Genomic DNA, 13,465 nt, shown 5'->3' with positions numbered 1-13,465 from the left:
TGCCGAGTTGTCGCTACTTCAGGTGAAATCCCTGTGGGCGACCGTGCAGCGCGCGAAGTGATCGTCCTACTCTCGTAAGCGCTCGAGCAGTCCCGGACGTCGTGTGCCTCTGCTCTTCAGGCTCGATCATCGTCGTGGGGGTTCGCATGATGCAGGCGTGGGCCGGTCGAGGCTGTCTTGGCCGGATTGCTCGCGTCGGCCGAACGCATGTCGCGAAAGCAGGCAGGACCCTGTCCGAGGGCGCTGCGGTCGCGGTCGCCGTCGGAGCAGGCGTGCTGGTGGCCCTCGTGGTGCCGACCGGCATCGCCGTGACGACGGCGCACGTCGCAGCCGCCGTGTCCCTCCTCGCGCGTGCCCAGACCGTCACGGGAAGAGTCCGTCTGCGCCTCAGGCTGTCGGTCGTCTCGGTGGCCGCGGGCGGACTTCACTACGCCCTCGGAGCTCAGGTGGGCCCCTCGCAGCCGCTTGCCGCGGGCGACCTCCAACCCCTCGTCCGGGTGCTGGCATGCGCCGGGATCGCCGCATGCCTGGGGGCCGCGGTCGCCGCGCTGGTCATGGCCGCCGCGGAGAACGGTACGGCCCTGATCCGATTACGGCGGCTCCTGGACGGCTGGTTGATCGCGGGGTCCCTGTTCACGGTGGGCTGGGTCCTGCTGCTCCATCGTGCCGACCACGGCGGTGACGTGTCGGCATCGTTTCTCGGTCTGACCCGCGTGGTGGCGGACATCCTCGTGTTCGGCCTGCTGGTCACCCTGCGGTTCGGTCTGCAGCAGACGGAACGCACGGCGACCACGGTGGCCGCCCTGGCGCTCGCAGTCCTGACCACGGGCGACGTGCTTCGCGTCCTGCGGCCCGAGCCGGACACATGGCACACGGTCCCCCTCGCGGCGGCATGCTCCGTGACGGGGCTGATCCTCGTCGCCGCCGCGCCCTGGCTGCCGGGCGGTGTCAGTGTCGTGGGCTTCGACCAGCGGATGATGCCCGTCATCGGCGTGGTGGCGGCGTTCGTGCCCGTGGTCGTCTGCGCGCTGGCCATCACGGCGCACACGGCCGCCGGCGGTCCCATCGACACGGTGACATCGGGCCTTGCGGGTTCGGTGCTTCTCGCGCTCGGTGTCCGGCAGGGCGTCATCCACGCCGACCACCTGCGGATCACACATGAGTCCGCGGCACGCGAGGCTCACTACCGAACGCTGGTCGACCGCACCTCCGACGTGATCACCATCGTGTCCCTGGACGGTCTTCTGCTCTACGTCAGCCCGGCCGCCCTGACCGTCTTCGGCCACCGGCCCGAGGACCTCGTGGGCGCTCGCCTGCCCCTGTTCTGCCACCCGGACGATCTTGAGACACTGATGCAGGCGGTCCGGACGCTGCGGCAGGAAGCCGAGTCGGACACCCGCGGGCCGGCTCTCAGGGTGTCGTGCCGGGTGATGGCCGCCGACGGAACATGGCGGCACGTCGAGTCGACGATCAGCCATCACCCCGATGGAATGACCTTCATCAGTCGCGATGTGAGCGAGCGCGTCGCCCAGCAGGTGCAGCTGGAACACCTCGCCTTCCACGACCCGTTGACCGGACTGCCCAACCGTGCCCTGTTCACCGAAAAGGTCAGTCATGCCCTGCGGAAGCGGACGCCCGGCGCCGACCCGCCCGTGGTGCTCTTCCTGGACCTGGACGGCTTCAAGGCGGTCAACGACACGGCCGGACACGCCGCGGGCGACGCCCTCCTGCGGCACGCCGCTCGTCGGCTCCAGGCATCCGTGCGGGCGGGCGACACCGTGGCCCGGCTCGGCGGCGACGAGTTCGCGGCCCTCCTGGAGCGGGAGGCGGGAGCGTCTCCCTGGAGCGCGCGGGACATCGCCCAGCGGATCCTGACCGCGCTGACGCAGCCGTACCCGATCGGCACCAAGGACGTAGTGGTGTCGGCCTCCATCGGCATGGCGGTGGCGGTACCGGACAGCACTCCGGACCAGCTGCTGCACCAAGCCGACCTGGCCATGTATGCGGCCAAGGCCGCGGGCAAAGGCCGTATCCGCATGCACCACGCGACGCCCCCGCACGCGCACAGCGGCGCGTCGAACCGCGGTTGAGGTCTCGCCGCGTCGTTGCGCACCGCTTGCTTCAGTTCGGTGGTGCCGCCTCGGTGAGGAGCGCTCGGAGCCGGTCCACGGAGGGCAGTGCGCCGACTCGGCAGGACAGGCTCGGCGCCTGCCCCGGAGGTGCCAGCGGGTCGACTCCGTCGATCAGGAGCGTGGGCGAACCGTGCATGCCGAGGCGCTCCGCTTCCTGGGCGTCGTTGATCTCACGCCAGGTCACTTCGGTGCCGGGATGCTCCTCCAGGGCAAGGGCCAGACGCTCGCGCAGCAGGGCGGCGTGCGGGCATGCGGGTACGACCAGCACGGTCAGGTCCATTTCCGTCTCCTTGGCTCGGTCGTTGTGCGGGGCTACCCGGCGGCGTCGCTCAGATGCCCGGGGTCCAGGACCGTGATGCGGCCTCGGGCCAGGTGCAGCATGCCGCGATCGGCGAACTCGTGCAGGACCTTTGTGGTGGTCTCGCGTGAGGTGCCGGCGAGGGCTGCGAGTTGTTCGTGCGTGAGGGCGATCTGGGCGTGCCGGGTGCCGGGCCGCAGGCGGCCCGTGCGGGTGTCGGCGCGGGCGGCGAGGGTGCTCAGGGTGGTGGCGATGCGCTGCGGGACGGACTTGAAGACGCTGTCGGACAGGCGTTGTTCCAGATCGGCGAGGCGGCGGCCGAGGATCTCGGTGATCCGGGCGGCGATACGGGGGTCGGACAGCAGGTACCTGTGGACGTCGGCGCGGCTCATCACGCACACGGTGACGTCGTCGAGGGCCTCGGCGAAGTTGTCGTACATGCGCTGGCCGAGCAGCACCATCTCGCCGAAGATCGTGCCGGGGCTGATGATCGCGGTGGTCAGGGCGCGGCCGTCGGCGGAGACCCGGAAGATACGGACGCGTCCGCGTTTGAGGATGAACAGCACCTCGCAGGGCTGCTGGGGCGAGTGGAGGATCTCGCCGGCGCCGTAGGCCCTCATCGGGGCCGCGGCGGCGATGGCGTCCATCACGGCCGCGGACAGGTCACGGAAGATGTCGACCTCGGAGATGCACCAGGTGCGGTCGGCTTCGTCATCGCGCTCGATCATGTGGATGGTCTCCTCGCGTCGCCCCGGGGCCCAGGGCGGGGTGCGGCACCCCAGGCCGGGCTCGCCAGAGCGTCGAGGCCCTCGGCCAGACAGTAGGCGGCACCCCTGCCATCCGGGGTGCTACCGCGCTGATCAGTACCCCAAGGCGGTGCGGGAGAGCCGTCCGCCCCATGCGGCGGCGTCATCGGCCGACCGAGCCCGTCCGCCTGGCCGTCGCCTGGGCGATACAGGAGAAGGCCAGGCCGAGGAGCAGCCCGTACACCAGGTGGGCGCCGAGGCTGGAACTCGTGACGGCGTTCCACGTCAAGACCGGCAGGTGCATATTGGCGGTCATGATCCACAGCGCGCCGAGGACCCACCACACAGTGCCGTAAATCAGCCCGAGCAGGGCGGCGGGGGCCGGTTTCCGGGCCAGGTGCCCCAGCAGTACCCCGAATCCGGTACCGGCGAAGACGATCGCATGGACCGGAATGACGGCAGTCCCCTGCGGGGCCTGCACAGTGGTTGCCATGACGTTCACGTCCTCTCAGAACATCGTGCTGACCAGGGCTTCTCAGCGCCGAGCAGGGTCACCGTCCGGTCCCCGGCTCCGCCTCCTCGACCACGACACCGCGCCAGAACGCCACATGGTTCTTGATCTTCCTCGCCAGAGGACTGGGGTGCGGGTAGTACCAGGCCGCGCCCGGATTGGCCTGCCCGGCGACGGTGACCGTGTAGTAGCGGGCCACGCCCTTCCACGGGCACAGCGACCTCGACCGGCTGTCGGTGAAGTACTCCCGGTTGAGCGACTCCGGCGGGAAATAGTGATTGCCCTCCACCACCACGGTGCGCTCCGCTTGCGCCAGCACCGCGCCGTTCCACACCGCACGCAACATGATCATGCACCTCTGGGCGTCCCTCGACGTTTCATGCTGCGAAGCTAGATCGCTGCTCCGCCCGCGCACCGTGAGCGCGCTTACAGTCCGGGCACTTCCGAGCGTCGGCCCGCAGGGCGGGGGACAGCAGGCGTCATGACGACTTTCAGGGCTTGCCTGTTGTGCGGTCGGGCATGTCGCGCAAGGCGTCGGCGACGGCCCAGGTCAAGGCGGCGGCGATGGCCGTAGAACCCCACAGGCCCCAGGCAGCGGCGGGCGCTTCGTCGGCCAGGAGCGCGACGAGGGCGAGCACAACAGCTGTCGGCAGCGCGATCGCCACCTGACGCGACGGACCGCCTTCGCGGTGCACCCGAACGCCGCAGGCGGCGACGGTGATGAGGCCGACGGCGACGAGAAGCCAAGTCAGCACCCTCATCGTTGCTCACCTCATCCGATGCCCAATGGCACAGTTTCAAACGGAATGCCGGAATGTGGTCAGCGTAGCGCTCCATCAGCAGCGAACCCGGCGGCGACTTCGCGTTCTTCGACCCCGCATCCGAGCACCTCACCGTTCCGGGCGCGCCCCGTACCCCTCCGGGGTATATTGGCGGCGATCAACCGTACTCGGCGGAAGCACGGACGGAAGCCATGACGACAGCCGGCCACCGGTCAGACGGCGCTCGCAGCGCCGCGCTCCGGTTGACCCGCGCTGCGGTCATCGCGCTGCTGGCGGCCTTCGCGGTGCTCGTCCACCACGAAACGGCCGCCGCCCTCACACACGTGCCGCCCACCGGGGCCATGGCGAGCATGCACCATACGGCCACGTCGGCGATGTCCGTCCACACGCGTGGGCACGCCGGTCAGTCCGGTGTCACCGTGCCGACCGCGGGCCACGACGACGGCGGTGCGTGCTCCGGCACGGCAATGCAGCACTGTTCCGCCGCCGGGGTCGACAGCATGAAGCTCGCCCCGCCCCACCAGCCTTCCGTCGACTGCGCCCCGGCCCCGTGTGCCAGCGCGGCCGTCGGCCGGGACATCCCGGGAACCACAGGCCGGGCACCGCCCGATCTCTCCGCCCTCTCTCGATTCCTGCTGTAGGCCGCGCCCGCGGCGGCCGCGCGCACTCAACCGTGCTCTCAGCCGTCCGCACGCGCGTCGGACAGAAGCGATATCGAGAAGAAGGACACCTCCGTGAACAGCATGAACCGCCGCTCCGTCCTGCTCGCCGGACTCGGCGTCGCGGGCGCGGGCGCGCTCGCCGCCTGCAGCGATTCCGGCAGCACGCCTGCCCTGGTCAGCCCCTCCGGGGCGGACGTGGCCGCCGTCGACAAGAAGCGCGGCAGGAGCGGCAGGACACACGAGCTGACCCTGACCGCAGCACAGGCCAAGGTCGACCTGGGCGCCGGGATCACGGCCAGGACCTGGGCCTACGACGGTCGCATCCCGGGCAAGGAGCTGCGCGTCTCGACGGGTGACACGCTGGCCGCCACGCTCTCCAACCAACTGCCGAATCAGACCGCCACCTCCATCCACTGGCACGGCATCGCCCTGCGCAACGACATGGACGGCGCACCGCCGGCCACCCAGAGTGCCGTCCGGGCAGGACGCAACTTCACCTATCGGTTCACCGCGGACACCGCCGGTACCTACTTCTTCCACCCGCACGTCGGTGTCCAGCTCGACCGGGGCCTGTACGCGCCGCTGATCGTGGAGGACCCGAGGGAGCCGCTGTCGTACGACGAGGAGTGGGTGATCGTCCTCGACGACTGGCTCGACGGCGTCACCGGCACCCCGGACGACGTCTTCGCCGAGCTCGGGCACGGGATGGGCGGCATGGACATGGGCGACGGCATGGACATGGGCGGTGGCACGGACGGCATGCCCAGCTCTCCCTCCGCTTCGTCCTCCGGCGGACACATGGGCATGAAGTACATGCTGATGGGCGCTCAGAGCCCACTGCTCGGGGGCGACGCCGGCGATGTGAAGTACCCGTATCACCTGGTCAACGGGCGCGTTCCGGCCGACCCGGCCATCTTCCGCAGCAAGCCCGGCAAGCGCGTCCGGCTCCGCCTGGTCAACGCCGGCAGCGACACCGCCTACCGCGTCGCCCTCGGCAGCCACAAGCTCACCATCACCCACACCGACGGCTTCCCCGTCCAGCACCAGCAGGTCGACGCCCTGCTGATCGGCATGGGCGAACGCTACGACGTCCTCGTCACCCTGGACGACGGCGTCTTCCCCCTGGTGGCGTCGGCCGAGGGCAAGAACGCCACCGGCATGGCCGTCATCCGCACCGGCTCCGGCAGCACTCCCCCGGCGACCGTCCGCCCCACGGAACTGGACGGCAAGCTCCTGGCCGCAGCGCAACTGCACGCGGCGGACGACGTCCGACTGGCGTCGAAGAAGACCGACCGGGTCCACCGCATCGAACTGACCGGCGGCATGATGATGTACAACTGGGCCATCAACGGCCGGCGGTTCGACATGAACAACCCGACCGCGCATCCGATCGCGGTGGAACAGGGCCAGCGGGTCCGGCTCGACTTCGTCAACACCACCACCATGTGGCACCCGATGCACCTGCACGGCCACACCTACCAACTCGGCGACAGCGGACCGCGCAAGGACACCACGATCGTGTTGCCCAAGAGGAAGGTGTCGGTGTTCTTCGACGCCGACAACCCGGGGCAGTGGATGCTGCACTGCCACAACGCCTACCACGGCGAGGCGGGCATGATGGCGCTGGTCGCCTACCGATCCTGATCCCCCCGCACGACGCGCACAGCGGCACCACGCTTTCTGTTGATGAGCGGGTACATCAGCCGATGTAACGCCTGCTACATTCGTCTTCGTGGCGAACATGGAACCGGGGAGCCGCTGGCTCGTCCTCGTGATCAAACTTCCGGCGGAGCCGACCCGGCACCGGGTCGGGGTCTGGCGGGAGCTGCGCAAGTGCGGTGCACTCTCGCTCGGCCAGGGGATCTGGGCCGTTCCGGACGTGCCGGTCTTCGCCGACGGCATCGCCCGGGCGCTCACCCTCACGGAGCAGGCCGGTGGACAGGCCATGACCTTGAACGCCTCCGGGCGCAGTGCCGAGGACGCGTCCCGGTTCGAGGCGCTGTTCACGGCCGCCCGGTCCGCGGACTGGACGGAGTTCCTGGCCGACTGCGGCAAGTTCGAACAGGAACTGGCCAAGGAGATCCGTATCGCCAAGTTCACGCTGGCCGAACTGGAGGAAGAGGAGCAGTCGCTGGAGCGGCTGCGCCGCTGGCACCGTGACCTGACCGCGCGGGACGTGTTCGGCGCTCCGGAGGCGGCCGAGGCCGGCCGGCGGCTCAAGGAGTGCGCCGCGGCGTGCGAGGACTACGCCGAGCGGGTCTTCGCAGCACTGCACCAGACTCCGGAGGGGGAACGATGACGGCGCAGGCTGCTCCGGCACGGCAGATGTGGCCGCTGTACGCGGCCGGGTTCACCACCGCCTTCGGCGCCCACGGCATCGCCGCGAGCCTCGGCAGCAACTCCGAGGACGCGGTCACCTCGCTGCTTGTCCTCGGCGGACTGCTCGCCCTCTATGACGGCGCCGAGGTGCTCCTCAAGCCGCTCTTCGGCACCCTCGCCGACCGCGTCGGGGCCCGCCCCGTCCTGCTCGGCGGGCTCGTCGCGTTCGCCGCCGCGTCCGCGCTGTATGTCATGGCGGACAGCCCGGGCTGGCTGTGGGCCGCCCGGCTCGGGCAGGGCGCCGCGGCCTCCGCGTTCTCCCCGTCCGCCTCGGCACTGGTCGCCCGCCTCAACCCGGCCGCCAAACACGGCCGCGCGTTCGGCAGTTACGGCTTCTACAAGTCCATCGGCTACACCCTCGGTCCCCTCCTCGGCGGCGTCCTGGTGTGGGCCGGGGGCCTGCGGTTGCTGTTCGCCGTTCTCGCCGTGCTCGGCGCGGCAGTCGCCGTCTGGGCCACCGTCGCCGTTCCCGTCGTACCTCCGCTGCCCAAGGCCCGGCAGACGGTGCTGGATCTGGCCCGCCGTCTGGCGGATCCTGCCTTCCTCGCCCCGACGGCCGCGCTCGCCGCGGCGACCGCGGCCCTGTCGGTCGGGGTCGGCTTCCTTCCGGTCTCCGGCCGTGCCGCCGGGCTGGGCACCGTCGCGACCGGTGCGGCGGTGTCGGTGCTCGCCGGCTGTGCCGCTGTCGTCCAGCCGCGAGCGGGGCGCGCTCTGGACGACGGACGCCTCACGACTCGTACCGGCCTGGCCGCGGGACTGCTGGCCACCGCCTCCGGTCTGGCCTGCGCGATGCTGCCGGGCCTGACCGGCGTCCTCCTCGGTGCGGCCCTGATCGGCGTCGGCACGGGACTGATCACCCCGCTCGGCTTCGCCGCGCTGGCCGCGAGCACCCCCACCGAGCGCCTCGGCCAGACCATGGGCGCCGCCGAACTCGGCCGCGAACTCGGCGACGCGGGCGGGCCCCTCCTCGTCGCCGCCGTCGCCTCGCTCACCACGCTCACCTACGGCTTCGGAGCGCTCGCGGCTGTGATCGGGACGGGCGCGGTGGTCGCGATCGTGCACCGCCGCCCGGCGTCGGTCGTCCTCAAACCCGGGACGGACAGGTGAACGGGCGCAAGGACGGCTTCAGTCCTGGTGTCTGCGCCGCAGCACATGCCGGGCGAGGAGCGCGGCGGCCAGCAGGCCGAGGGCGATGAGCGCGTAGAGCTGGTAGCGGGAGATCTCGTCGTAGATGGCGGTGATGTGGGTGCCGGCCACGTAGGCCAAGGTCGCCCACAGAGCGACCCACAGCGCGGCACCGAGTGCGTTGAAGGCCAGGAAGCGGGGCCAGGCCATGCCGCTGGTGCCGGCGATGATGCCGTTGGCCTGGCGCAGCCCTTCGACGAAGCGGGCGATGGTGACGATCTTCCCGCCGTGGTGGGTGAAGAACTCCTCGGCCTTGTGGAAGCGCTCCGGGGTCAGGAACACATAGCGGCCCCAGCGGTGGACGAAGGCTCTGCCGCCGGACCGGCCGATCAGGTAGCCGATGTTGTCCCCTGCGACGGCCGCGGCGAACGCGAGCACGGCGACAGCGACGATGTTCAGCTGCCCGGCCCCGGCGTAGATCCCTGCGGCGATCAGCATCGTCTCCCCCGGGGCGGGAACGCCGAAGTCCTCCAGCAGAACCACAGCGGCGACCGCCCAGTAGCCGTAGGTGCTGAGGAGCGGGGCCAAGTGGGCCAGCGGGCCCGGGAGGGGCAGGGCCATGTGCCCACCGTACGTCGCCGCTGCATGGGTCGGGCGGCGCGCCGGTGAGTGGGGCCGGTCGAGGGTGACGGCGGTCCCGTGCCCGGCCGCCGCCCCGTCCTGCAACGCATTCAGTAACCGGTCAAATACTCTGTGCATGTGATCGGAGTGCGGGTGGTGCGACGGGCCGCGATGCGGCCGGGCCGGGTGGGGCTCTTCCTCGGCCTCGTCCTCCTGATCACCGCCCACCTCGCCGGTGCCGTCCATGCCTCCTCCTTCACGGGGCCGCCTGTGACGGTCGAGGCCGCCACGGCCGCTCAGCCGCCGGCCGGCGCCGGACACGGTCACGAACCGGCCCCCGCGCACCGGCACAGCGCCGGGGGCCACATCGATCACGCGGCCGACCGTCCCAGGGCCACGGCGGACGAAGCCCTCGCCGAGTGCGACCAGAGCGATCCGGCAGCCGCCGCATCCGGATCGGCGGGCTTCGCGGTCATGCCCACCGGTTGGGGCCGGCCGGTCGACATCGCTGCCTGCGCCACAGGCGGCCCCGGTACGCTCGCGCTCCATTGCGTCTGGCGTCTCTGAGCACCGCCCGCACGCCCCGACCCCGCCCGAGACTGCGCGGCAGGGGCGTGCTCGCGCGCCCATGACCCATGACGACCGCACTGCGCCCCCCTCTGCCGTGCGCGGTGCGAAGGAGCCGTACACGCATGAACTTCCCGCTGTCCGAAACCCTTGGAGCCCGCGCTTCGCTCCCCGCTGTCGCCCGTCGCCCCGCACAGTTGGTCGGCCGCACCCCGGTCCTGTGGATCGACGAGCCCTTCGCCCCGCCAGACCGCGGCTTCTACGCCAAGCTCGAAGGCGCGAACCCCGGCGGCATCAAGGACCGTCCCGGTCTGCACATGATCCGGGAGGCCCGCCGGCGCGGGGATCTCGCGCCGGGGACCCCGATCGTCGAGTCCTCCAGCGGTACCTTCGCCCTGGGGCTCGCGCTGGCCGGGCTGACCTTCGGTCATCCGGTCACCGTCGTGACCGACCCCGGCATGGAGCCGTCGGTGCTGCGGCTGCTGACCACGCTCGGCGCGCACGTCGACCAGGTGGCGGTCCCGGATGCGGACGGTGGCTGGCAGCAGGCCCGCCGTCGGCGCGTCGCCGAGTTGCTGGCCCGTGCGCCGGGGGCGTACTGCCCCGACCAGTACCACAACCCCGACAACGTGGCCGCCTACCGGCCGCTGGCCACCGAGCTGATCGCGCAACTCGGCCGTATCGACGTCCTCGTGGCGTCGGTGGGCACCGGAGGTCACTCGGCCGGCGTCTCTTCCGTGCTGCGCGAGTCCTTCCCCGCGCTGACCGTGATCGGCGTGGACGCGGTCGGCTCCACGATCTTCGGGCAGCCCGCCCGGCCGAGGCTGATGCGCGGTCTCGGCTCCAGCATCCATCCGGGCAACGTCGACTACGCGGCCTTCGCCGAGGTCCACTGGGTGGCGCCGGCCGAAGCCGTGTGGGCCTGCCGCCAGCTGGGCCGCCGCCACTTCGCGACGGGGGGCTGGAGTGTCGGGGCCGTCGCGCTCGTCGCGGGATGGGTCGCGCGGACGTATCCCACCGGCACCCGCGTCGCGGCGGTCTTCCCCGACGGCCCGCACCGCTACCTGGACACCGTCTACAACGACGCGTGGTGCCGCCACCAGCAGCTCCTGGGCCAGGAACCGCCGCCGGCACCCGAGGAGATCGCCGAGCCCGACGAGCGCGAGGTGACCGGCTGGACCCGGTGCGGCAAGGTCCGCGACCCGCTCGGCCGTACGACCGCGGAGCCTGCCGAGGCGGGCGTTCGATGAGGGGGCTGAGGGCCCAGCTGGCCTCCTTCGACCGGCCGGCACGGCTGCTGATGGTCAACCAGTTCGCCATCAACCTCGGCTTCTACATGCTCATGCCCTACCTGGCCGATCACCTGGCTCACGGCCTCGGCCTCGCGGCCTGGACGGTCGGCCTGGTCCTCGGCGTGCGCAACCTCTCCCAGCAGGGCATGTTCCTCATCGGCGGCACCCTGGCCGACCGCTACGGCTGCAAGCCGATGATTCTCATCGGCTGCACCCTGCGGACGGTCGCCTTCGCCACTCTCGCGGTGGCGGACACCCTGGCCGCGCTGGTCCTGGCCTCCGCCCTGACCGGGCTGGCGGGTGCGCTGTTCAACCCGGCCGTACGGGCGTATCTGGCCGCCGACGCGGGCGAGGAGCGCCGCGTCGAGGCCTTCGCCGCCTTCAACGTCTTCTACCAGGCGGGAATCCTGATCGGCCCGCTGGCGGGGCTGGCCCTGCTGACCTGGGACTTCAGCGCGGTGTGTACGGTCTCGGCGCTCATCTTCGCCGTCCTTGCCGTGCTCCAGGCGCGGGCCCTGCCGGCCCGCGCTCCGGTCGGCAGGAGCGCGGAGCCGGCTTGGCGCGCCGTGGCCGCCGACTGGCGGGCCGTCGCCGTCAACCGGCCGTTCCTCCTGTTCACCGCCGCCATGACGGGCTCTTACGTCCTGGGCTTCCAGGTCTATCTGGCCCTCCCCCTGCGGGCCCGGGAACTCTTCGGCGAACGAACGGGACCGGTGACCGCGGCCGTCTTCGCCGTCTCCGCGCTCGCCGCCCTGTCGGGGCAGATGAAGCTGACGGCGTGGGCGAAACGAACTCTGCCCGGACCACGGGCCATTGCGTACGGGCTGGTGGTGATGAGCGCCGCCTTCCTGCTGGTTCTGCCGGGTCCGTACGACGGGGCGGTGGGCCTGGCGGCCGGCGTCCTCGCGCTCGTGCTCTGCGCCGCGCTGCTGGCCTGGGGCGGGGCCCTGCTGTACCCGTTCGAGATGGACACCGTGGTCCGTCTCTCCAGCGACCGGCTCATCGCGACCTATTACGGCGCCTACAACACCGTCTGCGGCATCGCGATCTCCCTCGGGAACCTCGCGGTCGGGGCGCTGTTCGACACGGGCGTGCGGTGGCTGCCGTGGGCGGTGCTGGCGGGCACCGGGCTCGTGTGCGCCGGGCTGGTGGCGCAACTGCACCGCACCGGATGTCTCGCGCCTGTGCCGGTACCGGTGACCGGGTGAGGTGACCCGGACGGTCCGCGGCATGTCGTGGTCTGCGCGGGCCTCCGTCGGGTCCTCCGACAGGTCCTCCGTCGGTGGGGCGTACCTGACGTGCCGCGCAGCGCCCCGTCCCCCAACCTGGTGGGAGGAAGGAGCAACCTCATGCCCCGTACCGGAAAGGTGCCGCCAACGGGCATGCTCCGTTCGCAGCGCGAGCCCGCCGACACGTCCCGCCGGCAGAGGTGGACACGTCGGCTCGTCGCCTCCGCCCGGTCCGCGCACACGCGGGCGGCGACCCGGTTTCCGGTGCTCACCCACCTCGTGGACCGCATGGTGTCGGTCAACATCTTCGATTCCGCGACACGCCTGGCGGCGGAGTGCTTCCTGACCGCGGTTCCGCTGCTCTTCGTGATCGGGGCGTACGCTCCGCCTCCGGTGAGACACGAGCTCATCACGTCTGTGCGTACTGTCTTCGGGCTCACTGGTGCCGCAGACGCCCAGCTCGTGCACGCGCTCAGTCCCACGACGGGCAATCTGCGGCAGGCGACCGGCGTGGTGGGTGGCCTGATGGTGCTGCTCTCGGCCACCGCGGTGAGCAGGGCGATGCAGCGGCTGTGCAAGCGTGCCTGGGAGATTCCCCGGGCCGGGACCAGAATCGCCGCCTGGCGCTGGCTGGCCTGGCTCGCACTGTGGCTGGGGGCGCTGCTGGTGCAGGGCCCCCTGCGCGAGGGGTTCGGCGTAGGGGCCTGGCTGGGGATCCCGATGAGCCTGGTGGGTCTGACGGGTCTGTGGTGGTGGACCCAGCACCTGCTGCTCGGCGGTCTGATCGGCTGGAAACCGCTGCTGCCCGGAGCGGTGATCACGGCGGTCGCCCTCACCGCGCTGACGGGGACCGCCCGCTTGTATCTGCCGCGGGCGCTCAACCACGCCCTCGCCGAATACGGCCCCCTCGGCTCGGTGTTCATCATGCTGTCGTGGCTGATCGTGGTCTGTGTCGCCGTCGCCATCAGCATCAGCGCGGGTGCCGTCGCGGCCCAGGAGCCGGCCCTGGCCCGTCGCCTCGAAAGCCCGCCTCCGGCCCGGGACCGGACCGCACAGCCGTGACGACTCCGGCCGCGACACCTTGGGCGGCCGTGCGCCTCATCCGACCCCGGATTGCGAGC

15 protein-coding genes are annotated in these 13,465 nt (G+C 71.3%); 9 read left to right on the top strand and 6 right to left on the bottom strand.

The window, feature by feature from the left end; all coding sequences use genetic code 11:
- The first annotated feature begins 272 nt into the window (after positions 1-272).
- Entirely contained in the window at positions 273-2,090 is a 1,818-nt protein-coding gene (locus tag AB0I54_RS12600; RefSeq protein ID WP_363295932.1) for a diguanylate cyclase, read from the top strand.
- Between the two features lie 31 nt (positions 2,091-2,121).
- Here AB0I54_RS12600 and AB0I54_RS12595 read toward each other — a convergent pair whose 3' ends face one another.
- From AB0I54_RS12595 to AB0I54_RS12575, 5 genes are all read right to left on the bottom strand, one after another.
- On the bottom strand, positions 2,122-2,412 hold the full coding sequence (locus tag AB0I54_RS12595) for a hypothetical protein (RefSeq protein WP_363295931.1): 291 nt from the start codon (positions 2,410-2,412) through the stop codon (positions 2,122-2,124).
- Between the two features lie 32 nt (positions 2,413-2,444).
- Positions 2,445-3,158, bottom strand: coding sequence for a Crp/Fnr family transcriptional regulator (locus AB0I54_RS12590; protein WP_363295930.1), 714 nt, complete (start codon positions 3,156-3,158; stop codon positions 2,445-2,447).
- A gap of 181 nt (positions 3,159-3,339) precedes the next feature.
- Entirely contained in the window at positions 3,340-3,669 is a 330-nt protein-coding gene (locus AB0I54_RS12585; RefSeq protein ID WP_363295929.1) for a hypothetical protein, read from the bottom strand.
- A 58-nt stretch (positions 3,670-3,727) separates the two neighbouring features.
- Positions 3,728-4,033: a DUF427 domain-containing protein gene (locus tag AB0I54_RS12580; protein WP_363295928.1), complete on the bottom strand. Its 306-nt coding sequence runs from the start codon at positions 4,031-4,033 to the stop codon at positions 3,728-3,730.
- Between the two features lie 145 nt (positions 4,034-4,178).
- Positions 4,179-4,448 carry a hypothetical protein gene (locus AB0I54_RS12575; protein WP_363295927.1) on the bottom strand — a complete coding sequence of 90 codons (270 nt, stop codon included), beginning with the start codon at positions 4,446-4,448 and terminating at the stop codon, positions 4,179-4,181.
- A 212-nt stretch (positions 4,449-4,660) separates the two neighbouring features.
- Here AB0I54_RS12575 and AB0I54_RS12570 point away from each other — a divergent pair, with 212 nt between their 5' ends.
- From AB0I54_RS12570 to AB0I54_RS12555, 4 genes are all read left to right on the top strand, one after another.
- A complete protein-coding gene (locus AB0I54_RS12570) occupies positions 4,661-5,110 on the top strand; it encodes a hypothetical protein (protein ID WP_363295926.1) in 450 nt (149 codons plus the stop codon).
- A 93-nt stretch (positions 5,111-5,203) separates the two neighbouring features.
- Positions 5,204-6,775, top strand: a complete 1,572-nt coding sequence (locus AB0I54_RS12565; RefSeq protein ID WP_363295925.1) for a multicopper oxidase family protein — start codon at positions 5,204-5,206, stop codon at positions 6,773-6,775.
- Positions 6,776-6,872: 97 nt separating this feature from the next.
- Complete coding sequence (locus AB0I54_RS12560) at positions 6,873-7,430, top strand: Chromate resistance protein ChrB (protein ID WP_363296081.1); 558 nt, start codon at positions 6,873-6,875, stop codon at positions 7,428-7,430.
- 26 nt (positions 7,431-7,456) lie between these two features.
- Positions 7,457-8,617 carry an MFS transporter gene (locus AB0I54_RS12555; protein WP_363296080.1) on the top strand — a complete coding sequence of 387 codons (1,161 nt, stop codon included), beginning with the start codon at positions 7,457-7,459 and terminating at the stop codon, positions 8,615-8,617.
- Positions 8,618-8,635: 18 nt separating this feature from the next.
- On the opposite strand, the gene AB0I54_RS12550 is transcribed toward AB0I54_RS12555, so the two are convergent.
- On the bottom strand, positions 8,636-9,256 hold the full coding sequence (locus AB0I54_RS12550; protein WP_363295924.1) for a DedA family protein: 621 nt from the start codon (positions 9,254-9,256) through the stop codon (positions 8,636-8,638).
- Between the two features lie 138 nt (positions 9,257-9,394).
- Between AB0I54_RS12550 and AB0I54_RS12545 the strand changes: the two genes are divergently transcribed.
- The 4 genes from AB0I54_RS12545 to AB0I54_RS12530 all read left to right on the top strand — a co-directional run bounded on the left by AB0I54_RS12545 (position 9,395) and on the right by AB0I54_RS12530 (position 13,406).
- Complete coding sequence (locus AB0I54_RS12545; RefSeq protein ID WP_363295923.1) at positions 9,395-9,823, top strand: hypothetical protein; 429 nt, start codon at positions 9,395-9,397, stop codon at positions 9,821-9,823.
- Positions 9,824-9,948: 125 nt separating this feature from the next.
- Complete coding sequence (locus AB0I54_RS12540) at positions 9,949-11,073, top strand: PLP-dependent cysteine synthase family protein (RefSeq protein WP_363295922.1); 1,125 nt, start codon at positions 9,949-9,951, stop codon at positions 11,071-11,073.
- Positions 11,070-12,323: an MFS transporter gene (locus AB0I54_RS12535; RefSeq protein WP_363295921.1), complete on the top strand. Its 1,254-nt coding sequence runs from the start codon at positions 11,070-11,072 to the stop codon at positions 12,321-12,323. Before AB0I54_RS12540 ends, AB0I54_RS12535 begins: the two co-directional genes overlap by 4 nt.
- Positions 12,324-12,464: 141 nt before the next feature.
- Complete coding sequence (locus AB0I54_RS12530) at positions 12,465-13,406, top strand: YhjD/YihY/BrkB family envelope integrity protein (RefSeq protein WP_363295920.1); 942 nt, start codon at positions 12,465-12,467, stop codon at positions 13,404-13,406.
- Positions 13,407-13,465 lie beyond the last annotated feature (59 nt).

This window comes from Streptomyces sp. NPDC050625 (assembly GCF_040654755.1).
Taxonomy (GTDB): Bacteria; Actinomycetota; Actinomycetes; order Streptomycetales; family Streptomycetaceae; genus Streptomyces.
This window is presented reverse-complemented; position numbering and strand designations above follow the sequence as displayed.

What these genes read in the sequence shown, in the direction of transcription:
- AB0I54_RS12595 (WP_363295931.1), bottom strand. Translation starts at nt 2,412, where the DNA reads ATGGACCTGACCGTGCTGGTCGTACCCGCATGCCCGCACGCCGCCCTG.
- AB0I54_RS12590 (WP_363295930.1), bottom strand. Translation starts at nt 3,158, where the DNA reads ATGATCGAGCGCGATGACGAAGCCGACCGCACCTGGTGCATCTCCGAG.
- AB0I54_RS12585 (WP_363295929.1), bottom strand. Translation starts at nt 3,669, where the DNA reads ATGGCAACCACTGTGCAGGCCCCGCAGGGGACTGCCGTCATTCCGGTC.
- AB0I54_RS12580 (WP_363295928.1), bottom strand. Translation starts at nt 4,033, where the DNA reads ATGTTGCGTGCGGTGTGGAACGGCGCGGTGCTGGCGCAAGCGGAGCGC.
- AB0I54_RS12575 (WP_363295927.1), bottom strand. Translation starts at nt 4,448, where the DNA reads ATGAGGGTGCTGACTTGGCTTCTCGTCGCCGTCGGCCTCATCACCGTC.
- AB0I54_RS12570 (WP_363295926.1), top strand. Translation starts at nt 4,661, where the DNA reads ATGACGACAGCCGGCCACCGGTCAGACGGCGCTCGCAGCGCCGCGCTC.
- AB0I54_RS12560 (WP_363296081.1), top strand. Translation starts at nt 6,873, where the DNA reads ATGGAACCGGGGAGCCGCTGGCTCGTCCTCGTGATCAAACTTCCGGCG.
- AB0I54_RS12555 (WP_363296080.1), top strand. Translation starts at nt 7,457, where the DNA reads ATGTGGCCGCTGTACGCGGCCGGGTTCACCACCGCCTTCGGCGCCCAC.
- AB0I54_RS12550 (WP_363295924.1), bottom strand. Translation starts at nt 9,256, where the DNA reads ATGGCCCTGCCCCTCCCGGGCCCGCTGGCCCACTTGGCCCCGCTCCTC.
- AB0I54_RS12540 (WP_363295922.1), top strand. Translation starts at nt 9,949, where the DNA reads ATGAACTTCCCGCTGTCCGAAACCCTTGGAGCCCGCGCTTCGCTCCCC.
- AB0I54_RS12535 (WP_363295921.1), top strand. Translation starts at nt 11,070, where the DNA reads ATGAGGGGGCTGAGGGCCCAGCTGGCCTCCTTCGACCGGCCGGCACGG.
- AB0I54_RS12530 (WP_363295920.1), top strand. Translation starts at nt 12,465, where the DNA reads ATGCCCCGTACCGGAAAGGTGCCGCCAACGGGCATGCTCCGTTCGCAG.